Origin of the sequence: Rhizobium sp. BK196 (assembly GCF_014193255.1) — a bacterium.
GTDB lineage: Bacteria > Pseudomonadota > Alphaproteobacteria > Rhizobiales > Rhizobiaceae > Rhizobium.
Window position 1 is genome coordinate 319,872 of sequence record NZ_JACHZB010000007.1, and the last position, 23,242, is coordinate 343,113.

Consider the following 23,242-nt stretch of genomic DNA (forward strand, 5'->3'; position numbering starts at 1 on the left):
TTTCAATCCTTCTCTGGTGGCATGGCGAATGGCGGAACAAAGCGGCAAAGATGACGTTTTCAACCGACAACACCAGCAGGAAAGGAACGGCTATGGCAAGCTTCAGCGAAGCCCGTGAACAACCGGCGCGTCAACTCTGGGATCAAATCAACGACATCCATGCCGGCATGCTCGGCCTTTCAGGCGTCGACATGCATATGCAGCCCATGGCTCCGAATGTAGATCCGACCACCAACACGATCTGGTTCTATACCAAGACGGATGCCGAACTCGTACAGATGATCAAACCCGGCAGCCGCGCGCATTTCTGCGTCATCGGCAAGAACCATGACTATCATGCCTGCCTGTCCGGGGTTATCGAGGTGCGTCCTGATCCCGCAAAAATTGAGGAGTTCTGGAACTCTGTCGTGGCTGCCTGGTATGAAGGCGGCAAGAAGGATCCGAAGCTGACGATGCTTTCCATGCATGTCGACGACGCCGACATCTGGGTCTCGACCGGAAGCAAGCTGAAATTCGGCTGGGAAATTGCCAAGGCCAATTTCGACGAGGAGAAGATGCCTGACGTCGGCATCAAACGGCATTTGCAATTTGCGTGAGACAAAGGCTTGGGATCGAGCCCGGACCTTCTTACTGCACGTCCTTCATTACATAGATCAGAGGCTTTTTCGGTAGCGTACGCATCGAAACGGTCAGGCTATTGTCGGGCGCATAATTGACGTCGAAGCCGTTGCCGAACATCGAGATGAAGGCGTTGACAGGCGGGCCGCGGCGATGCATCGGCAGGATCAGCGATGACCGCAGCCGCTTGATGACGCGGCTCATGCTGTCGGCTCCCATGGTCAGACCGCCGTCGACCGGCACCATGACTACATCCAGCCTGCCGATTTCCGTATAATGTGCGTCGGTCAGCTCATAATGGAGGTGGCCGAGATGGCCGATGCAGAGGTCGGCGATTTCGAAAATGAAAATGGAATTGCCGTCCTGTTGCGATCCGCCGAGCCCGTAGCTGAAGCGGATGTCCGTCGTCACATTGCGGATATAGGCATCGCCGACGAGGAGATTGATTTTGGCTTTTCCGCCAGGCACGTCGCTCCATCCATGCAGCACGTGTTTGATGTCTGGATCCGGGGTCAGCGTATAATGCGTCGAGTGGGCCTTGTTCATGGTGACGACATCGGGTGTGACGGCCGGCCTGCACCACCCGTTATAATCAGTGGCGATGACGATGCCGCCAGGCGTCTCGATCTCGAAAGTCGAATGTCCGAGGTAGGTGAACGTGACGTCCTCACCTTCGGAAACCGCAGCAATTACCGGCGCCGCGCCGGAGAAACTCGCGAAAGAGGCCTTGGGAATATTTTGCGCGATGGCCTGGCACTGGCTGACCGGTCTTCGATCTTCCTGGGCTGTGGCAAGGTTCGGAGCGGAGAAAACCGCAAAACATGCGATAGCGAGGACAAAACAGTGCGGCCTCATGCCACCCTCCGGCGCTTTCACGACGCCCGGAGGATGCGGCATGCTGCCGCAGCGGTCCAGACGCGGCATGCTCACAATTGCGTGTTACGAGGCGCTAGCGCCAGAATTCCGGGATCGTCTCGGCAAGCCTCGGGCCGAGGCGCAGGGGGGCGATCTTCTCTGCCAAGCCCGTCGCATCGGAAATTTCCACGCCAACGCCGCAGATGGTGGCGGGTCCGGTTGCTGCTTCCATGCGGCCCTTCGGCATCTTGGAGATGAAGCGGTTGAGCGGTTCTTCCTTGTCCATGCCGAGCGAGGAATCGTAATCGCCACACATGCCGGCGTCCGACATATAGGCTGTACCGCCATTGAGGATCTGCGCATCGGCGGTCGGGACATGGGTGTGGGTGCCGACGACGAAGCTGGCGCGGCCATCGACGAAATGGCCGAAGCACTGCTTTTCGCTCGTCGCCTCCGCGTGGAAATCGAAGATGATGGCGTCGGCCTGTTCCTTCAGCGGACAGGCGGCAAGGATCGTTTCGGCCGCCTTGAAAGGATCGTCGAGCTCGGGATGCATGAAGACGCGGCCCATGATGTTGGCGACGAGTACGCGCGCGCCGTTGCGCGCATAGAAAAGACCCGAGCCGCGCCCGGGTGTACCCTGCGGATAGTTTGCCGGACGCAGAAACTGGTCATGGCGGCCCGCGAAGGCGACGGCATCCTTCTGATCCCAGACGTGATTGCCTGTTGTCACCACATCGGCGCCGGCATTGATCGTTTCCAGAAAGATGTCTTCGGTGATGCCGAAGCCGCCGGCGGCGTTCTCGCCGTTGACGATGACGAAATCGAGCTTCAGGTCGGAAACCAGGCCAGGCAGGCGGTCCCAAACCGCCGTGCGTCCCGTCTTGCCGACCATGTCACCCAGAAATAGCAGTCGCATTCCCTATCCAATCCGTGAGGTAAAATGGCGCAGGCCGCTTTCCGTCAGGATGGCATCCAGGCTTATGTCATGCGGCTCAGCGGGTACCTCTGCCACTTCCTGGCAGTCAAATGCAATGCCGATCAGCTTCGGTGACAGGCCTTTTTGTCTGAGACGGTCGATTGCCCGGTCATAGTGGCCGGCGCCGTAGCCGATGCGGTGGCCGCGGGAATCGAAGGCCGATAGCGGCACGAGCATGATTTCGGGGTCGAGGATGGCAGCATCTTCGCCTGGGCCGACCGTGCCGAAGCCGGTGCTCCTCAGTGCCGCACCGTGGACGAGTTCCCGAAAGACGATGGTTTGCTTGTCGATGATTGCGGGCACGCAAAGACGGCCGCCGCGCCCGCGCCACCGCGCCATCAACGGCTGCAGGTCTGCTTCCGAGCGGATCGGCAGAAAACCGGAGATGGTTGTACCGGGCGCAAAAGCAATCGCATCGCCGGCATGAGCTGCCATGTCGAGGCTTTTGGCTGTGCGAAGATCTGTCGGGATGGCGTCCCGGGCAGCCAGACGTTCGGCGCGCAATTGAGCCTTCAATTCCTTGGGCGTCATCTCAAATCCAGTATCGTTGCCGAGCGAACATAACCGCTTGCGGCTGGAGGCGACAGGTGAAAAGGGTCTATTCCTCGCCTGATTGCGCCTCGCCCTCGGGATGGGCATAGGCGAGCTTCAGCATAAGCTCCGACGCCTCGATCAACGCCTTGCGCTCTTGCGAAGTCAGGCGTTCGTCCATCGCTTTTTCCAGCCAGGCGCGGCGAGCGCCCATATCCTCCGACAGTATGTTGCGGCCATGACGGGTGATCGACAGTTCGATCTCGCGGCGATCGGCTTCGCTCCGCATCCGGCTGATCAGTCCGTCACGCTCGAGAGCGGCGATGATGCGGGTGACCGATTGCGGTTGCAGGCGCTCCTCGAGCGCAAGACGCCAGGCGGGCATCGGACCCAAGCGATGAAGAGTGGCGAGGATCGCGATGGTCGACAGGCTGTGCGGACTTTCGGACCGTGCGCCGCGCAGGCGGCGGCCGAGCAGCAGGACCGAACGCAGGATGAGTGTCGCGGCGGCGTCGTTGTTAGTGGACATATAGTACGCAGTGCGTATTGTATTGATCGAGCCCAATCCCTGGATCGAGAGACGGTTGATGGAAAAGACACTCAATCACTTTGCCGGAGCCTTTCGCTGGTCGACTGAGAAGGAAGTGACGGCGGTCGAAATCACCGTTTCGGCGCTCGCCATGGCCGTTCCGGCTCTGCTTGCAGCGAGAGGCCATCATACGGGGCTTGGCCTGATCGGTGGCATGGCGATGAGCGGGACGGTAGCGCACGGCAGGCTGAGGACGCAAGCTGCGAGCGCAGGGGCTGCATTGCTGGTGTTGATGCTTGCGACCGGGCTTGCCTGTGCAATTGGGCGGCTGGGCGGTGCGTGGCAGATCGGCCTGTTGCTGATCGCGGGACTTGCCGGCGTCGTCGGCGGCTTCGATCGCGTTGTTGTCGCCGCCTCCATGCGCTTCGTCTTTTATCTCGTCATGGTCGGCGGCATCGTTTCTACCACCACGGCAGATCCGTTGCTCATTTTTGCGATTGTCATCGGCGGCGCGCTTTTTGCTGTCGCTCTCCATATGGTGATGGCTGCGGTCGTCGCGCATATTCGCCATCATCTGGCAGAGCCGGTTGAGGATGACCGCAAGCCGACCGCCAGACAGAAATTCAACCGGCTGCGGCGCTCCCTGGCGGAACCGGCGGGTTGGCAATATCCCGTCCGGCTGGTTTCCTGCCTGGGCGCAGTTTCGCTCACCCACTTGTTCTTTCCCGATCATGACATTCACTGGGCGGCGCTGGCGCTGGTGCTGCTGATCGAGCGGCGGCCGGAGCGTTTGCCGCTGAAGACGACGCAAAGAGTGATCGGCGTTCTCTTCGGTGTCTGCTGTGCGGGATTGCTGTCGCTTCTAACCTTGCCAAGTTGGGCCGATGTGCTTGTCATCGGCATGCTCGGCGGCACCAGGCCCTTCCTTCGGGCCAGGAATTATCTCGCTTATTCGATCGTGATGACGCCGCTGATGATGATGGCGATGGGAACCGCCGATCATGCCCTGCCAACGTCAGCACTGCTGGATAGGCTATTTGCAACTGTCTTCGCCGCCTGCCTTGTCCTGCTCGTCAACCACGCAACGATTCATTTTCTGCCACAGACGGCAGCGCCTCGCGCTTAGACAACGATGCTCGAAGGAATGGTCGCCGTCGGCACGGCAGCCGACAGCCCGGTCATGGCTGATTGTGCTGCTCCGATTGCACCTTCGACGGCGTCACGGTTATTTTCACGCAGATCGCGCATGGCCTTTTCGAGGATCTGCTTCAGTTCGCGGACGACGGATTTGAACTCCTCCATCGTCTTGCGGTCATCGGCGGAAATTGCCGAGGACTTCGGACCGTCCTCGACGATTTCCTGATAGGCTTTGCGGGCATGAGCCGCGCCATCTGTTTCCGCAGTGTCCGTGCCGCCTTCCACCGTTTCCGTTGTCGTTTCGGTGCCCTGCTTTGCCTCGGTAGAAGCCGTTGCATCGCTTGCGACAACGTCGGCCGTTGCATTGGCGGTGGCATCGGCCGTGGTGGCGGTGGAAGCCGATATGGCTGCAGTGCTGGTCGCAGCACCTGCGTCGGAGGAGCCCTCGGTTGCAACGGCCGAGGCGAACTCGGAGGCCGCGGCGCCGACCTTTCGCGCGAGTTCGGCGGCGAGACGCGCAATCACTTCAGGCGGGAAGCCCGCCGTCTTCAGCGCCTGAAGCTCCTGCTTGGCTTCTTCCAGCTTGCGCTGGGCGCGGCTCTTTGCATCGTCAGCGGAGCTTGCCAGCGAATTGCGCACCTGCTCCAGCGCCAGCGACTGCCGCTGGATCTTCAATACACCCGTGTCGGGCTCATCTCTCGTGGACGATACGCCGGATTGCGCCGGTTGGGTGCCGCGCAGAAGGGTGGTCGCCGAAACGGTTGCGAGCTGCATAATATACCCCCGATTACATTTGGGGCGTACTCTGCCAGATCAGACTTGCGTGGAACTGGGCCGCGAAACGGTTTGTTTCTCGGCCAATTGCCGCATCGTCTGCTCAAAAAGGGGCATGCCGCCGGGCTTCCAGCCGAGCGCGCGAATCTTGCCTGTGTTCATAGCGCAAAGCTCTGCCTTGTCCGCTGCTTCGGGCAGCGGGAAGGGACAGTCGGCGTGATGCCGCATCGGCGAGAGGATATCCTTCGTATCGACGACGATATCCGAAACGTTGAAGATCTCGCCTGAGATTCGGGCGCTTTCTGTTTCCAGCATCAGGCGCACGGCGCGGCCGAGATCGCGACCATGTACTTCGGTTCCCGCATGTGAGGAAATGGGCTGGCCGCTCAGATAGTCATCGATCAGTCGATCCCATTTGTTTGGAGAACGGTCACCGTAAACGCCTGTTGCCCGTAAGCTTGCTCCGGCAAAGCCTGGTCCGGAAAGATGGGCGAGCGTGCGTTCCGCATCGAGCTTGACCTGTCCGTAAAGGGTTTCCGGCGTGGCGGGCATGGTTTCGAAAAGCTCGGTGCCAGGTGCATGCTCGCCATAGGCGGCGCGGCTGGAGATGAAGATGCAGCGGCGGGTACCCGCGCGCTTTGCTTCCTCGAAGAGTTTTACGGTGCCGTCGAGGTTCAGGCGGTGAAATGCCTTCGGGTCATCGCCTTCGCCGCCGCGATATTTTCCTTCGATGTGATTGAAGGCGGCGTGCACGAAGAAATAGGCGTCGTCGAAGGCGCCGATATCGTCCTTGTCCGGATCGAGCGAAAGCGGGACGAAATCGACCGGACGAGAGAAGGATCGGGGGAGCGGCGCACGCCGTCCGCCGATAATCACCTGATATCCGGCAGAAAGCAGCTCTTCGACGATATAGTGTCCGACGAGGCCCGTTCCGCCTGATACCAGTACTTTCATGCCACCTCATCCGGATTGGCCAGAGATGCAATCTCCGGCACATGGCCGCCAGTATGGAAACAATGCCACAAATCGATCAAAGGTTGTAGCCTCGCGGCCTTGGGATGATTTTTTTCCCAAGGCTTTTCATATTGATAGTGCAGGATAGAAATGCTCTCCCAATCCCACAGAGCCGGCATGGTGAACCACACATATTGCAGCATGTTGAAATAGACCGGCAGGCCGTGCCAATCGGGGAAGAACGTCTCGAGGAAGGTCTGATCCGTGCGCCGCCAGAAGATGTCGGGCTGATCCAGAACCGCGAGCATCTTCCGGAAGGCCTCGTGCGAGGGGCGGGCGACGAAGACGCCGGAGTTCATGCGGCGGAAGTCTGCAAGGCTTTCATAGACATTCGGCGCCGCGGAGAATTCCGGATAGGCGAAGAGCTTGTCGACGTTCTTCAAGACGATCGCATCGGCATCGATGAAGACGCAGCGCTCATATTCGACAAGCTGCCAGAGGCGGAGTTTGCAGAAATTGTCGAGCGGCGAGTGAAAGGCCGGTTTGCGGCCCTTGGTGAAAGGTGCTGCGGAATGGAGATTGCCGCGCCCATGCCGCTCATTGAAAGCATCAGACAAAGGCAGATGACCGACTTCGATCAGCCGGCAGCCGAGAGCGTCCAGTGGGGCGAGGGTGGCCGCGTCAACACCGCCGGTATGCAGGATGACAATGGCGGCGTCCGTACCAGTGCGGCGCAGCGAGTTGACCAGTGCCGTCGCGCCCATGGCGTAATCAGCGTTGGTGACGAGAGTGACGTAGGCGAAGTGCGGGGCAGGAGTCATGGATGCGGTGCACTTTCCTGAACGGCCTCGCTCCGGCAAGGCCGTTCCCTCGAGAAGAAAGCACTTCTCATGATACGGACTTCAGCCGCTTGCCTTCCGGGTCGTGATTTATCGTCGCGGCGATATCCTTCGTCCAGGCGGAGACGGCAGGGACGCGGGAGCGGTCGACACGGTAAGCGAATTTCTTGGCGACTTCGACAATTTCGTCGAGCAGGCCAGCCTGCAGCGTGATCGGGTTGAGGCCAAGGCCGAGGAACTTGTCGTTCCTGACGACCAGATCGTTTTCGGCAGCTTCCTTGCGCGGATTGGGCAGCCAGACGACTTCGGAACCGGCCATCTTGGCGATCATCTCCGCAAGATCGCGCACGCGGTGGGTTTCCGTCATCTGGTTGAAGATCTCGACGCGTGAGCCGCGGGCGGGGGGATTCTGGAGCGCCAGTTCGATGCAGCGAACGGAATCCTGGATGTGGATGAAGGCGCGCGTCTGCCCGCCGGTGCCGTGGACGGTCAGCGGATAGCCGATGGCGGCCTGAATGAGGAACCGGTTCAGCACCGTGCCGTAATCGCCGTCATAATCGAAGCGATTGATGAGCTGCGGATGGCGGCGCGTCTGTTCAGTATGCGTGCCCCAGACGATGCCTTGATGCAGATCCGTGATCCTGAGACCATCATTCTTGGCATAGAACTGGAAAAGCAGCTGATCCAGGCACTTCGTCATGTGGTAGATCGAGCCGGGATTGGACGGATAGAGAATTTCCTGGGAAGCCGTTTCGCCATCCATCGTTTCGATGCTGACGGGAAGATAACCTTCTGGAATGGCTGCGCCGACTGTCGAATAGCCATAGACGCCCATGGTGCCCAGGTGGACGAGATGCGCATCGAGCTGCAGCTCGACCAATGCATTCAAGAGATTATGCGTGGCGCTGACGTTGTTGTTGACAGTGTAATTCTTGTGCCGGTCGCTCTTCATCGAATAAGGCGCGGCGCGCTGCTCGGCGAAATGGATGATCGCATCCGGCCGGTTTTCCGCGAGCCACTTCTTCAGGAGCTCGTAGTCGCGGGCGAGGTCGATCAGATTGAAATGGATGCGGCGGCCGGTTTCGGCATGCCAGATACGAGTGCGCTCCTGAATGGAGTCCATCGGCGTCAGCGACTGGACGCCGAGCTCGGTATCGATCCAGCGGCGGGAGAGATTGTCGAGGATGTGGATGTCATGCCCGGCATCGGAGAGATGCAGCGAGGTTGGCCAACCGATGAAACCGTCTCCGCCCATCACCGCAATCTTCATGCCACTGGCTCCTCATCGGTTGCGTCCTAACGGGGATAGTTAGGAAATATGACAATTGTTCAATGCTTGCTTGTCGAGACGTGTTGCGCCAAAGAGGGCGGAAAGTTTGGAGAAAATTATGGCGGAACACGGTTTTTCTATTTCCGGCGAACTCACCGAGATAGGCCACCGACTCGTGCAGCGGGTCTATTATGAAGATACGGATTTCTCCGGTCTGGTCTATCATGCACGCTATCTGCATTTCCTCGAACGTGGTCGCACCGACTATCTGCGCTGCCTCGGTGTCGAGCAGCGAGAGCTCGTCAATGCGGACGAGGAGGGACTCGTTTTCGTCGTTCATCGCATGGAGATCGACTTTAAAAGCCCGGCACGCATGGACGACATTTTGACCGTGATCACACACACCGAAAAGGCCGGCGGCGCAAAGATGGTGCTCAACCAGGAAATCCGCCGCGACGATACTTTGCTGATCGCCGCCAAAGTAATCATCGCCGTGATCAACGCCAAGGGCAGGCCGCGCCGGTTGCCGGAGGCGCTGGCAAGGCAAATGCTCATTCCTGAAAGCTGAAAATAACCAGGCTAAAGCCTGCGCTTTCTGCGTCAAAGTGACGGAATCGAGGACTTGAAAAAACTTGAATTTTATGTGAAGGAATTGCCGCGCTGCAAGATGAGCGCTGTGTTCAGCAACCGGGCGATTCTCCGGTCAAGTTAATCCAGGAACAAAATCTCCCGCGACGTTCCCGCTGTCATAGTCTGGCACTAACGATCTATTAACCATAATAGTGTCTTACTCGCGGAGTCGGAGTTTGTGCGACGCACGCCTTCCTTTGACCAAATTTGACGGCAAGAAGGCGGAAGAAGAGCTTGGAAGCTTGACCAGGGCTTTGGGCGGCGGCCGCCAGACATTCTTGCGTGATCACTTCGTGCCGCCCGGTCAAGCGCCGGGCGTTTGGATTCGGGGATTTTGGATCTATGGAACAAGTAGGATTGGCAGCAGCCACGACCGACGTTAGTCTCTGGTCGCTTTTCATGCAGGCCGGCATCGTCGTCAAGCTGGTCATGCTCGGCCTTATCGCCGCTTCGGTGTGGACCTGGGCTATCGTCATCGACAAATATCTAGCCTACGGACGCGCCCGTCGCCAGTTCGACAAGTTCGAGCAGGTCTTCTGGTCGGGCCAGTCGCTGGAAGAACTTTACCGGACGCTTTCCGAGCGCAACAATACCGGCCTTGCGGCGATCTTCGTCGCGGCGATGCGCGAGTGGAAGAAATCCTTCGAGCGCGGTGCGCGTTCGCCGATCGGTCTGCAGATGCGTATCGACCGCGCCATGGACGTCACACTCGCCCGTGAATCCGAATATCTCTCGGCCCGCCTTGGGTCGCTTGCGACGATCGGTTCGGCCGGTCCGTTCATCGGTCTCTTCGGTACGGTCGTCGGTATCATGACCTCGTTCCAGGCAATCGCCGGTTCGAAGTCTACCAACCTCGCGGTTGTCGCACCGGGTATCGCAGAAGCGCTTCTCGCGACCGCTATCGGCCTCGTCGCCGCTATTCCGGCGGTTATCGCCTACAACAAGTTCTCCGCCGACGCGGGCAAGCTCTCAGCTCGCATGGAAGGTTTTGCGGACGAATTCTCCGCCATCCTTTCGCGCCAGATCGACGAGAAGCTGCAGCCGCGCCAGGCTGCGCAGTAACGGAGTAGACGATCATGGGTATGGCTGTAGGCGGCAATAGCGGAGGGGGCGGCGGACGCCGCCGCCGCGGTGGCCGCAACAAGGGGGTTATCTCCGAAATCAACGTGACGCCGCTCGTCGACGTCATGCTCGTGCTGCTTATCATCTTCATGGTGGCGGCCCCGATGATGACGGTCGGTGTTCCGATCGATCTGCCGGAAACGCAGGCCAAGGCGCTGAATTCCGAGACGCAACCGATCACGATCTCGGTCAAGAACAGTGGCGAAGTCTATCTGCAGGAAACGCCGATCCCGGCTGAGGAAATTGCTGCAAAGCTCGAGGCGATCGCCACCACCGGTTACAACGAGCGCATCTTCGTGCGCGGCGATGCGACTGCGCCTTACGGCGTGATTGCTGACGTCATGGCCCGTATCCAGGGCGCGGGCTTCAAGAATATCGGCCTCGTGACGCAGCAGAAGAAGGACCAGTAACGCTCAAGATGAAGACCAGCGTCGTCACATCTGCGGTTCTGCACGGGCTGGTGCTTACCTGGGCGCTGGTGTCGCTGGGCGCTCCGGAATCTTTCAAGGTGGAGGATTTCGAGGCAATGCCGGTCGATCTCGTGCCGGTGGAATCCATCACGCAGATGCAGCAGGGCGATAAGAAGGCTCCAATGAAGGAGACCTCTGCGCCTGTGCCCACGACGCGGCCGCCAATCCCGGAGCCGTCGGAAAACGCCGGTGACAATAAGGTCGATCTGAAGACGCCGCCGGTTCCGAACGCCAAGCCGAGCAACAGCGACGCGGCCGCCGCCAATTCGAGCGACAAGCCCCAGCCGCAGATCGACCCGAAGCCGAACGACGTTAAGGAAGTCAACAAGGAAGAGACCGAGGTCGAGCAGCCGAAGCAAGTCGCTTCCATTCCCCAGACCAAGCCGGCAGAAATAACGCCGCCGCCGAAGCCTGAGGAAAAGCCGCCGGAAGAGCAGGCCAAGCCTGAGGAGCCGCCGAAGCCGGATGCGGAAGCACTGCCGGACAAGGTGCCGACCCCGGTCGTCAAGCCGCAGGTAAAGCCGCCGGAGCAGAAACCGGCCGAAAAACCACCGGAGAAGACCCCGGATCAGCCGAAGGCTGCGGAAGTGCCGACGGACAAGAAGAAGGCTGACAAAAAGCAGGAAGTGGCGAAATCCGCTTCGTCGATGAAGAGCGACTTCAACGCGGATGAGATTTCCGCACTGTTGAACAAGACGGATCCGTCTGCCGGCGGCACCAAGCGTTCGACGCAGGAAGCATCGCTGGGCGCGAAGAAGGCCACGAATGGCGCCTCGAAACTGTCGCTCAGTGAAATGGATGCGCTGAAAAGCGCGATCGCCGGCAACTGGTCGGTCATTCCCGGCATGGAGGGCATGGCTGACGTGCGCATCAAGGTTCATATGAAGCTTGATCAGGACGGCAATATCATTGGCGAGCCGGAAGTCGAAGCTACGGGTGGCGACAATGATTCCACCCGCCGAGCTCTGGCCGGCGGTGCCTATCGCGCCATCATGAAATCAGCGCCTTTCTCAAGTCTGCCGAAAGACAAATACGACGCCTGGAACGAGGTCGTCGTCAACTTTGATCCGAGCGATCTGGGAATCTAGATGCTGCACCGGCGATTCCATTTTGCGAAGTCTTTCGGGACCATGGCGATATTGGCGATTGCTTGCACGCTTTCTCCTAATGCGCGTGCTGAGACTGTCGTCCGCAAAGAAAGCGGTACGAAGGTGCCGATGATAAGCCGAGCGACCATGGACGCAATGAAACGCTCGGTCGCTGTCCGTTTCATACTCCCCGGTAACCTCAAGGATGCCGGCAGCGTCAAACTGCAATTTCGTGTGAAGCTCGGCAAAGACGGCAATATTTTGGGACCCCCCGAGGCTGACGCCAGCGGTGGTAGCGAGGCCACGCGTAAAACCATTAGGGACGCTGCGTTTCGTGCGATCGTCCGCGCGGCTCCTTTCACGATGCTCCCAAAAGATAAATACGATGGCTGGAAGGAAGTTATCTTTAACTTCGATGCCAGCGACCTGAACCCATAAATGCTGAAAGGCTGTTTGGTATGACAAAGTGTTCCTTCTTCCGCGCCATCATGGTCGCTGCCGGTCTGATGACCGCCGCTGCCTTCGCGACGCCGGCCAACGCACTTGTTGAGATCAACATCAATAAGGGTAACGTCCAGCCGCTGCCGATCGCGGTGACGGACTTCCTGCAGGGCAATATGGGTGCGCAGGTTTCACAGGTCATCGCGGCCGACCTGCAGCGGTCTGGACTGTTTGCGCCGATCAACAAGACAGCCTTCATCGAGAAGATTTCCAATCCGGACGCCTCGCCGCGCTTCGAGGATTGGAAGGTCATCAACGCTCAGGCACTAGTCACCGGCCGCGTCACCCAGGAGGCGGATGGCCGTCTTCGCGCCGAGTTCCGTCTGTGGGACACGTTCGCCGGTCAGCAGATGACGGGCCAGCAGTTCTACACGCAGCCGGAGAACTGGCGCCGTGTCGCGCATATCATCGCTGATGCAATTTATAAGCAGATCACCGGCGAAGAGGGCTATTTCGACACCCGCGTCGTCTTCGTGTCCGAATCCGGCACCAAGCAGCAGCGCAAGCGCCAGCTGGCGATCATGGATCAGGACGGTTTCAACGTGCGCATGCTGACTGACGGCAGCGATCTCGTTCTGACGCCGCGCTTCTCGCCGAACCGGCAGGAAGTGACCTACATGTCCTTCGCCAACCAGCAGCCGCGCGTCTATCTGCTGCAGCTGGAGACCGGACAGCGCGAAGTCGTCGGTAACTTCCCGGGCATGACCTTTTCGCCGCGCTTTTCTCCTGACGGCCAGAAGGTCATCATGAGCCTGCAGCAGGAAGGCAACTCGAACATTTACACGATGGACTTGCGTTCGCGCACGACGACCCGCCTGACCTCGACCGCGGCAATCGATACCTCGCCCTCCTATTCGCCTGACGGCAACCGCGTTGCCTTTGAAAGCGACCGCGGCGGACAGTCGCAGATCTATGTCATGAATGCCGATGGTTCGGGCCAGACCCGCATTTCCTTCGGCGATGGCCGCTACTCTACGCCGGTGTGGTCGCCGCGCGGCGATCTGATCGCCTTCACCAAGCAGTCTGGCGGTAAGTTCTCGATCGGGGTCATGAAGCCGGATGGCTCGGGAGAGCGTATCCTGACGACCGGTTTCCACAACGAAGGCCCGACATGGGCGCCGAATGGCCGCGTCATCATGTTCTTCCGTCAGGCGGCCGGTGCCGGCGGTCCCCAGCTCTATTCGATCGATCTGACGGGTTATAACGAGCAGGCTATCAAGACGCCGGCCTATGGCTCGGACCCCGCCTGGTCGCCGCTGCTTGAGTAGTGGAGGGCCGAAATTCGCCTTCATGTCGCCGCAAAGTCCTGAAAATGGGCAAAGCAGGGACAAATCAGTAAATCGTTAACCATGATCTTTGAGGGCCGGTTAACCGAGTGCGGTTACTGTCCGGAAACCCTGATTGAAGTCGCAAGGAGACCCGGCCATGAGCCGAATTCACACCCCGGCAATGAGCCGTCTGCAGAATTTCGCCCGCAACCCCGTCATGATCGCGCTTGTCGCCGGCCTCGCTCTTGCGAGCTGCGCCAACAAAAAGAACGTGCCGAACAGTGCCGGTGATCTCGGCCTCGGCGCCGGTGCTGCAACGCCGGGTTCTGCCCAGGACTTCACGGTCAATGTCGGCGATCGCATCTTCTTCGATACCGACTCCACATCGATCCGCGCCGACGCTGCCCAGACACTCGACCGTCAGGCTCAGTGGCTCGGTCGTTACCCGAACTACCAGATCACTGTCGAAGGCCATGCCGACGAACGCGGCACCCGCGAATACAACCTTGCTCTCGGCGCCCGCCGCGCTGCGGCCACCAAGGATTATCTGGCTTCGCGCGGCGTTCCGGCCCAGCGTATGAAGACGATCTCCTACGGCAAGGAACGTCCGGTCGCCGTCTGCGACGATATCTCATGCTGGTCGCAGAACCGCCGTGCGGTCACCGTTCTCGGCGGCGCAGGCATGTAATTTTCGGCGAAAGCCGGAATTTGACAGGGCGGCTCGCTTGCGGGCCGCCTTTCTTTTTGACCACACTTTGGCCAGACTCCGTTGCTTTTTGACAGCAATTGGAAAAATCTCCTGTTCGTGCCATCGGGGCGCGAAGAATCACTGGGACAGGACGATACAAAAATGAAGAAACTAGTCGTGGCAGGCATGCTGTGCCTTGCGGCCGTGACCGGGAGCGAGCGAGCGGCTTATTCCGCTTCGTTCTTCGGCTTGCACATCGGCGGCCAATCCGTGCAACAGGCCCAGCCGGCAGCGCCGGTTGTCAACGTGCAGAGCAGCGGAGCGGAAGTCCGCATCCAGCAGATGGAAGACCAGATGCGGCAGTTGAACGGCCGTATCGAGGAAATGAGCTATCAGCTTCTCCAGATGCAGGAGACGATCCGCAAGCAGCAGGAAGACAATGAATTCCGCTTCCAGCAGCTTGAAAAGACGGGCGGCGGTGCCAGCGGTGGCGGTGCCAAGGCGCCGGTGAAGAAGAGCGAAGCCGACGTCGCTCCGCCGGCATCCGGTGGTGGCGACGATATCGCCAAGGTTATTCAAGCCCCACAGGGAGCCGAAACGGCTCCCTCCACCGATGTGCCGGCCAATGAAGGTCTCGGTCAGCCGCCGCGCGAGCTCGGCTCCATCGATTTTGACCAGAACGGCAATCCCGTTGGCAATACGATGAACAAGAATGCCACGGTTGGTTCTGCGCCGCTGCCGAATGCGACAGCACCGCAACAGACGGCCTCACTCGGTAGTGAATCCGATCAGTACAGGGCAGCGTATGGCCATGTGCTTTCCGGTGACTACGCCACGGCGGAGCAGGAATTCACGCAGTACATCTCCCGTTATCCCAACAGCTCGCGTGTAGCGGATGCCAATTTCTGGCTTGGGGAAGCGCTTTATTCGCAGGGCAAGTTCAACGAATCAGCCAAGACCTTCCTGAACGCCCATCAGAAATATGGTACGTCCGAAAAGGCACCCGAGATGCTGCTGAAGCTCGGCATGTCGCTTGCCGCACTCGATAATACCGACACCGCCTGCGCGACCTTGCGCGAAGTCAGCAAGCGCTATCCGAAGGCCTCCCGTGCGGTCATAAATAAAGTTGCGAGCGAACAGAAGCGTCTCGCCTGCTGAGGTCTCCGGCTTGTTTCCGGAAGGTCCGATGTCTCCTGAAGCGGCAATCGGCCGTTTCCTCGCTTCGCTGAAGACGCCTGCGCGCATTCTTGTCGCGATTTCGGGCGGAAGCGATTCCACCGGCCTGCTCCTGCTGCTCCTCGAAGCGCTGAAGGCCGCTCCCGATCTTTCCATTTCCCTTTGCGCCGCAACCGTCGACCATGCTTTGCGCGACGGATCTGCAGATGAGGCCCATCAGGTCGCTGCTCTCTGCACATCGAAAGACATTTCGCACCGGACAATGGTCTGGCAGGACGAGAAACCGAAAACCGGGATCATGGCAGCTGCGCGCGAGGCGCGTTACCGACTTCTTGCCGAGGCGGCAGAAGCGTTCGACGCAAATCTCATCGTCACAGGACATACGCTCGATGATCAGGGTGAAACGCTGCAGATGCGCGGGATGCGGTCGGAGCAAATCTCAACCGGTATAGCGGATGCGATGCTTTTCGACCGGCGTTTCTGGGTCCTGCGGCCGCTTCTTTTCTCCGCCCGGGCAGATATCCGCGGTTTCCTAAGCGCGCGCGGCATGTCCTGGATCGACGATCCAAGCAATGAGGATGTGAAATACGAGCGCGTGCGGACGCGGCGGCAGCTTTCCGCCGATGCGAAGGCGGAGACAAATATAACTGGAATCTGGGATGAACGACTGGCTCTTTCTTCCGATGGGGCAGAATGGCTCGATCGTTATTTCAGGCTTCATGGCGGTCTGCTCGGTCAGGTAATCCCTGACGGGCTGAGGCAGGATCGCACGGTCGTTGATTACGCGCTCGGCCGCCTGACGGCGGTTTTCGGAGGACAGCCGTTTGGGCCGGGGAGGGCTCAGATGGAGCAGCTTCTTGCATTCTCAGCTGGTGGCAAGCCGGGACGAATGAGCGTCGGCAGGGTAGTATTCGATCTGCGGCGTGACGGGCTTTATCTGGCGCGCGAGACCAGGGGGATCTTGCCCCTGGTGCTGCCGCCGGGGAGCACCAGGATCTGGGACGGCAGGTTCGAGGTCAGAAACAGGTCGGAAGCAAACATTGGGGTCGAGGCAGCAGCTGCCGGGGCACCTTCGTTCCTGTACTCGCCAGAGAAAACCGTTATTTTCGAGTCCGCAGAAGATGGTTCATACTCTGTTCAGTCAATAATGCCGTCGACGCGCTGTGGGCGGCCTCCTCTGCCGAGCACAGAGCATTTTGCGCACCTGCCCAAGGCGGCATGGAAGCGCGCTGTTGCTTCGGCGCCGGCCTTATACGCCGAGAAAGGCACTTTATCCCCGAAATCCGCCCGATCCGTTGATTTGGCGGCCTATTTCGCACCCTTCGACCGCTTTTTGACACGATTTGATTTCACCTTCGCCAATAGGCTTTCGGCAGTTTTCTCAAAGGCGCCCTATGCGGAGCCACCTTTTAAGAAGTATTGACGGAAAAACGATCTGACCTAGTGGATTGCCTTGGCAATGGCGTAGCGCAACCCTATGTTAGAGACCAAATATGACGGTCGCCATGAGGCGACTGTCCAGTGCTGGGGAGTTCAATGAACCCTAACTTACGTAATTTCGCCTTGTGGGCGATCATCGCGCTTCTGCTGATCGCCCTCTTCAGTATGTTCCAGACGGCTCCGGCGCAGACGGGTTCGCGTGAAATCCCTTATTCGCAGTTCCTGCGTGAGGTCGATGCGAACCGCGTGAAGGATGTCGTGGTCACCGGTAACAGGCTGACCGGCACATATCTGGAGAACAACAATACCTTCCAGACCTATTCGCCTGTGATCGACGACAATCTGCTCGATCGCCTGCAATCCAAGAATGTCGCTGTCACCGCGCGCCCGGAAACCGACGGTTCCTCCGGCTTCCTGAGCTATCTCGGAACGCTGCTGCCGATGCTTTTGATCCTCGGCGTCTGGCTGTTCTTCATGCGCCAGATGCAGGGGGGCTCGCGCGGCGCAATGGGTTTTGGCAAGTCAAAGGCCAAACTCCTGACCGAGGCGCACGGCCGTGTGACCTTTGACGACGTCGCCGGCGTTGATGAAGCCAAGCAGGACCTGGAAGAAATTGTCGAATTCCTGCGTGACCCGCAGAAGTTCCAGCGCCTCGGCGGCAAGATCCCGCGCGGCGTGCTGCTCGTCGGTCCTCCGGGCACCGGTAAGACGCTGCTTGCCCGCTCGGTTGCCGGCGAAGCCAACGTGCCGTTCTTCACGATTTCCGGTTCGGACTTCGTCGAAATGTTCGTCGGTGTCGGTGCAAGCCGCGTCCGCGACATGTTCGAGCAGGCCAAGAAGAATGCGCCCTGCATCATCTTCATCGACGAAATCGACGCCGTCGGCCGCCATCGTGGCGCCGGTCTCGGCGGCGGCAACGACGAACGCGAACAGACGCTGAACCAGCTGCTCGTCGAGATGGACGGTTTCGAAGCCAATGAAGGCATCATCCTGATCGCTGCGACCAACCGTCCCGACGTTCTCGATCCGGCGCTGCTGCGTCCGGGCCGTTTCGACCGCCAGGTCGTCGTTCCGAACCCTGATATCGTCGGCCGCGAACGCATCCTTAAGGTTCATGCCCGCAACGTTCCGCTGGCACCGAATGTCGATCTCAAGGTTCTGGCCCGCGGTACCCCCGGCTTCTCGGGTGCCGACCTGATGAACCTCGTCAACGAAGCTGCCCTCATGGCCGCCCGCCGCAACAAGCGTGTCGTCACCATGCAGGAATTCGAAGACGCCAAGGACAAGATCATGATGGGCGCTGAGCGCCGCTCTTCGGCCATGACCGAAGCGGAAAAGAAGCTCACGGCCTATCACGAAGCCGGTCACGCCATCACCGCGCTGAATGTCGCCGTCGCCGATCCGCTGCACAAGGCAACGATCATTCCGCGTGGCCGTGCGCTCGGCATGGTCATGCAGCTTCCCGAGGGCGATCGCTACTCGATGAGCTACAAGTGGATGATCTCGCGCCTCTGCATCATGATGGGTGGCCGCGTTGCCGAAGAACTGACTTTCGGCAAGGAGAACATCACCTCGGGTGCTTCCTCCGACATCGAGCAGGCCACCAAGCTTGCCCGTGCGATGGTCACCCAGTGGGGTTTTTCCGACGAGCTCGGCCAGGTTGCTTATGGCGAAAACCAGCAGGAGGTCTTCCTCGGTCATTCGGTTTCGCAGTCGAAGAACGTCTCCGAAGCGACCGCTCAGAAGATCGACAACGAAGTGCGCCGCCTGATCGACCAGGCCTATCAGCAGGCCAGGGACATCCTGACGGAAAAGCATGATGAGTTCGTAGCACTTGCCGAAGGGCTGCTCGAATACGAAACGCTGACGGGTGAAGAGATTAAGGCGCTGATTCGTGGCGAGAAGCCTGCACGCGATCTTGGTGATGATTCGCCTCCGAGCCGTGGCTCGGCTGTTCCAAAGGCCGGTGCGCGCCCTGCTTCCAAGGGTGATGAACCCGAGGGCGGGCTGGAACCTCAGCCTCACTGAAAGTGAACAGGAATTTGCCTGAAAGGGCCGGATTTCCACAGGGAATCCGGCCCTTTTAATATTAGTAACAGGATATAATCGGTTTTCTTGGTAATTTACGTGCCGGTTACGCGGTTTTGTGGCATTCCGCTGAGTAAGAACAAGTCTGAATCGAGTTCGGGCGCAACGCAATCTTTGAAACCGGATTCTTGCTTGAGGAATGCGTAAGCTTCTACGACGCGCGGAAAGCGCAGGAGTGCATATGAAAAGACGCTATTTTGGGACGGACGGCATTCGAGGCCAAGCCAATATCTTCCCTATGACGCCGGACCTTGCGATGCGGGTCGGCATCGCCGCAGGAACGATTTTTCGTAACGGCGCCCACCGTCATCGTGTGGTGATCGGCAAGGATACGCGCCTGTCGGGATATATGCTGGAGAATGCCCTTGTGGCCGGCTTTACTGCGGCGGGACTGGACGTGTTCCTGCTCGGTCCTATTCCCACACCTGCGGTTGCCATGCTGACGCGTTCGCTGCGATGCGATATCGGCGTGATGATTTCGGCCTCGCACAATCCGTTCCAGGATAACGGTATCAAGCTTTTCGGTCCTGATGGTTACAAGCTCTCCGATGACATCGAAGCCCAGATCGAGGACCTGCTCGACAAGGATCTGTCGGGACAGCTTGCCAAGGCCGAAGAAATCGGCCGCGCCAAGCGCGTCGACGGCGATATCTACCGCTATCTCGAGCACGTCAAACGCACCTTGCCGCGCGATGTGACCCTGCAGGGCCTGCGCGTTGCAGTCGACTGCGCCAATGGCGCGGCCTACAAGGTGGCGCCTGCCGTTCTCTGGGAACTCGGCGCCGACGTGGTGACGATCGGCAACGATCCGAATGGCACGAACATCAACCTGAATTGCGGCTCCACCAGCCCGGTCGCCCTGCAGAAGAAGGTTGACGAGGTGCGCGCCGATATCGGCATTGCGCTCGATGGCGATGCGGACCGCGTTATCATCGTCGATGAAAACGGCTCGATCGTCGATGGCGATCAGCTGATGGCCGTCATCGCCGAAAGCTGGGCCGAGAGCCAGCAGCTGCGCGGAAACGGTATTGTTGCGACCGTCATGTCCAATCTCGGCCTTGAGCGTTTCCTCGAGGATAAGGGTCTCGGCCTTGCCCGTACCAAGGTCGGAGACCGCTATGTCGTCGAGCATATGCGCCAACACAATTACAATGTGGGTGGGGAGCAGTCCGGTCATATCGTGCTTTCGGACTACGGCACAACCGGCGACGGTCTCGTTGCTGCGCTGCAGATTTTGGCGGCCGTCAAGCGCACCGGTAAAACAGTCAGCGAAATCTGCCGTCGCTTCGAGCCCGTGCCGCAGCTTCTGCGCAATGTCCGCATTTCCGGCGGCAAGCCGCTGGAAGACCTGCAGGTGGTCAAGGCGATTGCCGATGCCGAAGCCGAGCTTTCCAAGAACGGCCGTCTCGTCATCCGCCCCTCCGGCACCGAACCATTGATCCGCGTGATGGCGGAAGGCGACGACCGCGCGCAGATCGAACGCATCGTCAACGATCTGATCGGCACGATTTCAAGCGTGCGCAGCGCCGCCTGAGGGCGCGACATCAAGGATTGAAGCCGGCCTCGAGCCGGCTTTTTTATGGTGCTGATTTACCGGTATTGCGCGGCCAGACCGTGTGATTGCCGCAGGCCGGGTCTTCGGCCTCGTGGGCCTGCCCGCTGCTGTTCCCTCGCCTTTGCTCATCCGTCATTCGCAAGTGGAAATGTTTGCCGGACTTTTTATTCGTCGTCTTCCCGATTAGCGAAGTTGAGACAGGCCGGGTGGCCAGCATTTACTTTTCGAAACGTGTTCTGTCGCGGATATTCGAATTACTTCTTATGGTTAAGCAGCTTTTAACGTTTCCAATTCATTATCCATAAAAAGCATATCCGTTTTGGCGGCCCGCAGCGCGCCGACGCAACCGACTGGAGTGAATCCATGAAACGAACTTTGTCCGGTATCTTCGGCGTGCTGTTGATCGCGTCGAATGCTTATTCCGCCGATCTTGCACCGATTGAGCCCGTGCCGGAACAACCGCCGGAAGTCGCCGTCAGCGAAAGCACGGGCTGGTATCTGCGCGGTGATGTCGGCTACGCCTTCACCGACCTGCGTGGCGCAAAGTTCTTCCAGGGCAGCAATGCTCTCGAAGCCGATTTCGATCATGCAGACCTTGACGATGCCTGGACGGTCGGCGGCGGTGTTGGTTACCAGATCAACAGCTATCTGCGCACCGATCTGACCTTCGACTATCTGACCAAGTCTGACTTCCGCGGTTCGACGGTCGGCGGCGGCGCTGCCTTCGGTGCCTGCGTAGACTCCTGTACCTCGCGTGACGTATCGTCGATGACGGCCTATACGCTTCTCGCCAACGCCTATGTCGATCTCGGCACCTACGCCTATTTCACGCCCTATGTCGGCGCCGGTATCGGTGGTTCCTACGTCAAGTGGAAAGACCTCCACAACGTCGCCTGCGCCGATGACGGCAGTGGTTGCGATGACGAAGTCATTCATGGTGGACGTGGCAGCTGGCGCTTCAGCTATGCCCTCATGGCCGGCGCTTCGATCGATGTGACCTGCAACGTCAAGGCCGATGTAGGCTACCGCTACCTGCATATCGATGGCGGCAGCATGTTCGGCTACGCTGAAAACGGCGGCCCGGGTCGCGACCGTGGCGTCAACGTCCACGAAGCCCGTGTCGGTGCCCGTTACCTCTTCGGCGGCTGCGCTCAGCCGGTCGCCTACGAACCGCCGGACATTCCACTGCAGCAGCCGGTCTACAAGTAAGGCCGGAGCGCCGAAGATTATCGAAAGCCGTCCGTGAGGGCGGCTTTTGTTGTTTCAGCAGGTATTTCTCGCGACCATTGCCAGAATGATTTCGAAAAGCTCGCTCTCAGCCTGGCTGGCACTGATCTCGCCGGTTGCCGCAGCGTAGGAGAGTGTTTCGGCAGCGCCGAGCATCGCCCAAAGACTGGCTGAAGCGATGGTTCCTGCGCCGACGAAAGGGCTGAGCACGGATTTGCACTGAGCCATGAAAACTATCTGACACTCATGCTTGACCTTCTCGAGTTCAGGGGAACTCGCCAGAGCGGCGATCACGTCGGGAATTTCGCGTCCCTGCGTGAGAACGCAACCAATATAGGCGGCCGCCATGACCTTCGCTTTGTCGCTCAGCGCCGGTCCGCTTTCGCGAAGCGCGGTATTCATCAGCGCCGTCTGCCGATCGTCGAATTCGCGGTAAAGTTCCGCAAGCAATCCTGGTCGCGTGCCGAAATGATCATAGACGACGGGCTTTGCCACGCCGGCCTGTTCGGCCAGCCTGCCCAGCGTCAGCGCATCCGTGCCTTCTTCACGGATTAGTCGCCAGGATACATCCAGTAGCTGTCGATGCCGTTCCTCCCGCGAAAGCCGTCGACGGGGCAGCGGTGGGGCATGGTTGTGGTCTATGCTTGACATCAAAACCTACTAAAAGTAACTTACGATAAGTAGCTTACGAAAAGTATATAAGCGATCGGTTTTGCTCGCAACGCCAACGAGGAGGTTTCCAAATGCATGCGCTCATCGTCCTCGCCCATCCTAATTCCAGTTCCCTCAGTCACAGCGTCGCTGCGGGGATTGCCAAAGGCATATCGGCATTCGATGCTGCCAACACCTTTGAAATCGCGGATCTCACGGAAGAGGGTTTCGATCCCAGATTCAGCGAGGCCGATATTGCGGCGCATCGCCGGACAGCCGATGCACCGGCCGATGTCGTCGCCGAGCAGGCCAGGATTGATCGCGCCGATGCGCTAGTCCTGGTTTTTCCTGTCTATTGGTGGTCTATGCCGGGCTTGATGAAAGGCTGGATCGATCGCGTTTTTGCCAATGGCTGGGCCTATGACGACACGTCCGGCAGCAAAGTCGTGAAGAAGCTCAGCCATCTGCGCGTGCATCTCATTGGCATCGGTGGCGCGGATGCAGGCACTTATGAGCGGCACGGCTATTTCAGTGCCATGAAGACGCAGATCGATCATGGGATTTTCGACTATTGCGGCGCCCACGTGGTGACGTCGGAACTGCTTCTCGATTCGGATGCGGGAGGTGCTTGCAAGCATGTCGAGGTAGCATACCGGATCGGTCGCGGTATCTCCAACGTCCGCGATCATAGTGCGACAGGCAGTGCAGCGTAATCTGAGATGTGATCGCCACTGCGGCAAAATACCCTTCAGAAACGACATCAGCCGCTTGACTATGACGGGCATCGCCCATAAACACGGCGGCGGGACACTCCTCCCCAACGAGGAGCCATCTATCTGGAAGGGTAGCAAT

Annotated in this window: 23 protein-coding genes and 1 pseudogene; 15 read left to right on the forward strand and 9 right to left on the reverse strand. The window is 59.3% G+C overall.

Annotated elements, in window-relative coordinates; translation table 11 throughout:
* Positions 1–92: 92 nt before the first annotated feature.
* Positions 93–596: a pyridoxamine 5'-phosphate oxidase family protein gene (locus FHT78_RS22720; protein ID WP_183748832.1), complete on the forward strand. Its 504-nt coding sequence runs from the start codon at positions 93–95 to the stop codon at positions 594–596.
* A gap of 31 nt (positions 597–627) precedes the next feature.
* On the opposite strand, the gene FHT78_RS22725 is transcribed toward FHT78_RS22720, so the two are convergent.
* The 4 genes from FHT78_RS22725 to FHT78_RS22740 form a co-directional block, all read right to left on the reverse strand.
* Positions 628–1,473 (reverse strand): MBL fold metallo-hydrolase, encoded by an 846-nt coding sequence (locus FHT78_RS22725; protein ID WP_183748833.1) that lies wholly within the window; start codon positions 1,471–1,473, stop codon positions 628–630.
* A 94-nt stretch (positions 1,474–1,567) separates the two neighbouring features.
* A complete protein-coding gene (locus FHT78_RS22730) occupies positions 1,568–2,392 on the reverse strand; it encodes a TIGR00282 family metallophosphoesterase (RefSeq protein WP_007827096.1) in 825 nt (274 codons plus the stop codon).
* Between the two features lie 3 nt (positions 2,393–2,395).
* Entirely contained in the window at positions 2,396–2,983 is a 588-nt protein-coding gene (locus tag FHT78_RS22735; protein WP_183748834.1) for a 5-formyltetrahydrofolate cyclo-ligase, read from the reverse strand.
* Positions 2,984–3,050: 67 nt separating this feature from the next.
* Positions 3,051–3,587, reverse strand: coding sequence for a MarR family transcriptional regulator (locus FHT78_RS22740; RefSeq protein WP_246715399.1), 537 nt, complete (start codon positions 3,585–3,587; stop codon positions 3,051–3,053).
* Between FHT78_RS22740 and FHT78_RS22745 the strand changes: the two genes are divergently transcribed.
* On the forward strand, positions 3,571–4,638 hold the full coding sequence (locus FHT78_RS22745) for an FUSC family protein (RefSeq protein WP_183748835.1): 1,068 nt from the start codon (positions 3,571–3,573) through the stop codon (positions 4,636–4,638). The two genes, FHT78_RS22740 and FHT78_RS22745, sit on opposite strands and share 17 nt — an antisense overlap.
* On the opposite strand, the gene FHT78_RS22750 is transcribed toward FHT78_RS22745, so the two are convergent.
* The 4 genes from FHT78_RS22750 to FHT78_RS22765 form a co-directional block, all read right to left on the reverse strand.
* On the reverse strand, positions 4,635–5,423 hold the full coding sequence (locus tag FHT78_RS22750) for a hypothetical protein (RefSeq protein ID WP_183748836.1): 789 nt from the start codon (positions 5,421–5,423) through the stop codon (positions 4,635–4,637). The two genes, FHT78_RS22745 and FHT78_RS22750, sit on opposite strands and share 4 nt — an antisense overlap.
* A 39-nt stretch (positions 5,424–5,462) precedes the next feature.
* Positions 5,463–6,377 carry an NAD(P)-dependent oxidoreductase gene (locus FHT78_RS22755; RefSeq protein ID WP_183748837.1) on the reverse strand — a complete coding sequence of 305 codons (915 nt, stop codon included), beginning with the start codon at positions 6,375–6,377 and terminating at the stop codon, positions 5,463–5,465.
* Positions 6,374–7,198, reverse strand: a complete 825-nt coding sequence (locus FHT78_RS22760) for a glycosyltransferase (RefSeq protein ID WP_183748838.1) — start codon at positions 7,196–7,198, stop codon at positions 6,374–6,376. The genes FHT78_RS22755 and FHT78_RS22760 overlap by 4 nt, the downstream gene beginning before the upstream one ends.
* A 67-nt stretch (positions 7,199–7,265) precedes the next feature.
* Positions 7,266–8,486, reverse strand: a complete 1,221-nt coding sequence (locus FHT78_RS22765; RefSeq protein WP_183748839.1) for an NAD-dependent epimerase/dehydratase family protein — start codon at positions 8,484–8,486, stop codon at positions 7,266–7,268.
* 118 nt (positions 8,487–8,604) lie between these two features.
* Here FHT78_RS22765 and ybgC point away from each other — a divergent pair, with 118 nt between their 5' ends.
* The 12 genes and pseudogenes from ybgC (at position 8,605) to FHT78_RS22825 (ending at position 21,721) form a co-directional block, all read left to right on the forward strand.
* Entirely contained in the window at positions 8,605–9,054 is a 450-nt protein-coding gene (gene ybgC / locus FHT78_RS22770) for a tol-pal system-associated acyl-CoA thioesterase (RefSeq protein WP_183748871.1), read from the forward strand.
* Between the two features lie 404 nt (positions 9,055–9,458).
* Positions 9,459–10,178 carry a protein TolQ gene (gene tolQ / locus FHT78_RS22775; RefSeq protein WP_183748840.1) on the forward strand — a complete coding sequence of 240 codons (720 nt, stop codon included), beginning with the start codon at positions 9,459–9,461 and terminating at the stop codon, positions 10,176–10,178.
* A 14-nt stretch (positions 10,179–10,192) separates the two neighbouring features.
* On the forward strand, positions 10,193–10,648 hold the full coding sequence (gene tolR, locus FHT78_RS22780) for a protein TolR (protein ID WP_007827059.1): 456 nt from the start codon (positions 10,193–10,195) through the stop codon (positions 10,646–10,648).
* An 8-nt stretch (positions 10,649–10,656) separates the two neighbouring features.
* On the forward strand, positions 10,657–11,796 hold the full coding sequence (locus tag FHT78_RS22785; protein ID WP_027692924.1) for a hypothetical protein: 1,140 nt from the start codon (positions 10,657–10,659) through the stop codon (positions 11,794–11,796).
* Positions 11,797–12,234, forward strand: a complete 438-nt coding sequence (locus FHT78_RS22790) for a hypothetical protein (protein WP_183748841.1) — start codon at positions 11,797–11,799, stop codon at positions 12,232–12,234. It begins immediately after the preceding gene.
* A gap of 20 nt (positions 12,235–12,254) precedes the next feature.
* On the forward strand, positions 12,255–13,565 hold the full coding sequence (gene tolB / locus FHT78_RS22795; RefSeq protein ID WP_183748842.1) for a Tol-Pal system beta propeller repeat protein TolB: 1,311 nt from the start codon (positions 12,255–12,257) through the stop codon (positions 13,563–13,565).
* A gap of 157 nt (positions 13,566–13,722) precedes the next feature.
* Complete coding sequence (gene pal, locus FHT78_RS22800; RefSeq protein ID WP_183748843.1) at positions 13,723–14,253, forward strand: peptidoglycan-associated lipoprotein Pal; 531 nt, start codon at positions 13,723–13,725, stop codon at positions 14,251–14,253.
* A gap of 162 nt (positions 14,254–14,415) precedes the next feature.
* Positions 14,416–15,411 carry a tol-pal system protein YbgF gene (ybgF, locus tag FHT78_RS22805; RefSeq protein WP_183748844.1) on the forward strand — a complete coding sequence of 332 codons (996 nt, stop codon included), beginning with the start codon at positions 14,416–14,418 and terminating at the stop codon, positions 15,409–15,411.
* Positions 15,412–15,439: 28 nt separating this feature from the next.
* Positions 15,440–16,868 (forward strand): annotated as a pseudogene (gene tilS / locus FHT78_RS22810) (tRNA lysidine(34) synthetase TilS).
* Positions 16,869–16,965: 97 nt separating this feature from the next.
* Complete coding sequence (gene ftsH, locus FHT78_RS22815) at positions 16,966–18,897, forward strand: ATP-dependent zinc metalloprotease FtsH (RefSeq protein ID WP_183748845.1); 1,932 nt, start codon at positions 16,966–16,968, stop codon at positions 18,895–18,897.
* 241 nt (positions 18,898–19,138) lie between these two features.
* Complete coding sequence (glmM, locus tag FHT78_RS22820; RefSeq protein WP_183748846.1) at positions 19,139–20,491, forward strand: phosphoglucosamine mutase; 1,353 nt, start codon at positions 19,139–19,141, stop codon at positions 20,489–20,491.
* Between the two features lie 384 nt (positions 20,492–20,875).
* The gene (locus FHT78_RS22825) at positions 20,876–21,721 is read left to right on the forward strand and encodes an outer membrane protein (RefSeq protein ID WP_183748847.1); all 846 of its coding nucleotides are present in this window, start codon (positions 20,876–20,878) and stop codon (positions 21,719–21,721) included.
* 54 nt (positions 21,722–21,775) lie between these two features.
* Here FHT78_RS22825 and FHT78_RS22830 read toward each other — a convergent pair whose 3' ends face one another.
* Positions 21,776–22,390, reverse strand: a complete 615-nt coding sequence (locus FHT78_RS22830) for a TetR/AcrR family transcriptional regulator (protein ID WP_183748848.1) — start codon at positions 22,388–22,390, stop codon at positions 21,776–21,778.
* Positions 22,391–22,482: 92 nt separating this feature from the next.
* On the opposite strand from FHT78_RS22830, the gene FHT78_RS22835 reads away from it, so the two are divergent.
* On the forward strand, positions 22,483–23,103 hold the full coding sequence (locus FHT78_RS22835) for an NAD(P)H-dependent oxidoreductase (protein ID WP_183748849.1): 621 nt from the start codon (positions 22,483–22,485) through the stop codon (positions 23,101–23,103).
* The last annotated feature ends 139 nt before the right edge of the window (positions 23,104–23,242 follow it).

Excerpts from the sequence above, each read along its gene's own strand:
- FHT78_RS22720 (WP_183748832.1), top strand. The coding sequence starts at position 93 with ATGGCAAGCTTCAGCGAAGCCCGTGAACAACCGGCGCGTCAACTCTGG.
- FHT78_RS22725 (WP_183748833.1), bottom strand. The coding sequence starts at position 1,473 with ATGAGGCCGCACTGTTTTGTCCTCGCTATCGCATGTTTTGCGGTTTTC.
- FHT78_RS22730 (WP_007827096.1), bottom strand. The coding sequence starts at position 2,392 with ATGCGACTGCTATTTCTGGGTGACATGGTCGGCAAGACGGGACGCACG.
- FHT78_RS22735 (WP_183748834.1), bottom strand. The coding sequence starts at position 2,983 with ATGACGCCCAAGGAATTGAAGGCTCAATTGCGCGCCGAACGTCTGGCT.
- FHT78_RS22745 (WP_183748835.1), top strand. The coding sequence starts at position 3,571 with ATGGAAAAGACACTCAATCACTTTGCCGGAGCCTTTCGCTGGTCGACT.
- FHT78_RS22750 (WP_183748836.1), bottom strand. The coding sequence starts at position 5,423 with ATGCAGCTCGCAACCGTTTCGGCGACCACCCTTCTGCGCGGCACCCAA.
- FHT78_RS22755 (WP_183748837.1), bottom strand. The coding sequence starts at position 6,377 with ATGAAAGTACTGGTATCAGGCGGAACGGGCCTCGTCGGACACTATATC.
- FHT78_RS22760 (WP_183748838.1), bottom strand. The coding sequence starts at position 7,198 with ATGACTCCTGCCCCGCACTTCGCCTACGTCACTCTCGTCACCAACGCT.
- FHT78_RS22765 (WP_183748839.1), bottom strand. The coding sequence starts at position 8,486 with ATGAAGATTGCGGTGATGGGCGGAGACGGTTTCATCGGTTGGCCAACC.
- ybgC (WP_183748871.1), top strand. The coding sequence starts at position 8,605 with ATGGCGGAACACGGTTTTTCTATTTCCGGCGAACTCACCGAGATAGGC.
- tolQ (WP_183748840.1), top strand. The coding sequence starts at position 9,459 with ATGGAACAAGTAGGATTGGCAGCAGCCACGACCGACGTTAGTCTCTGG.
- tolR (WP_007827059.1), top strand. The coding sequence starts at position 10,193 with ATGGGTATGGCTGTAGGCGGCAATAGCGGAGGGGGCGGCGGACGCCGC.
- FHT78_RS22785 (WP_027692924.1), top strand. The coding sequence starts at position 10,657 with ATGAAGACCAGCGTCGTCACATCTGCGGTTCTGCACGGGCTGGTGCTT.
- FHT78_RS22790 (WP_183748841.1), top strand. The coding sequence starts at position 11,797 with ATGCTGCACCGGCGATTCCATTTTGCGAAGTCTTTCGGGACCATGGCG.
- tolB (WP_183748842.1), top strand. The coding sequence starts at position 12,255 with ATGACAAAGTGTTCCTTCTTCCGCGCCATCATGGTCGCTGCCGGTCTG.
- pal (WP_183748843.1), top strand. The coding sequence starts at position 13,723 with ATGAGCCGAATTCACACCCCGGCAATGAGCCGTCTGCAGAATTTCGCC.
- ybgF (WP_183748844.1), top strand. The coding sequence starts at position 14,416 with ATGAAGAAACTAGTCGTGGCAGGCATGCTGTGCCTTGCGGCCGTGACC.
- ftsH (WP_183748845.1), top strand. The coding sequence starts at position 16,966 with ATGAACCCTAACTTACGTAATTTCGCCTTGTGGGCGATCATCGCGCTT.
- glmM (WP_183748846.1), top strand. The coding sequence starts at position 19,139 with ATGAAAAGACGCTATTTTGGGACGGACGGCATTCGAGGCCAAGCCAAT.
- FHT78_RS22825 (WP_183748847.1), top strand. The coding sequence starts at position 20,876 with ATGAAACGAACTTTGTCCGGTATCTTCGGCGTGCTGTTGATCGCGTCG.
- FHT78_RS22830 (WP_183748848.1), bottom strand. The coding sequence starts at position 22,390 with ATGTCAAGCATAGACCACAACCATGCCCCACCGCTGCCCCGTCGACGG.
- FHT78_RS22835 (WP_183748849.1), top strand. The coding sequence starts at position 22,483 with ATGCATGCGCTCATCGTCCTCGCCCATCCTAATTCCAGTTCCCTCAGT.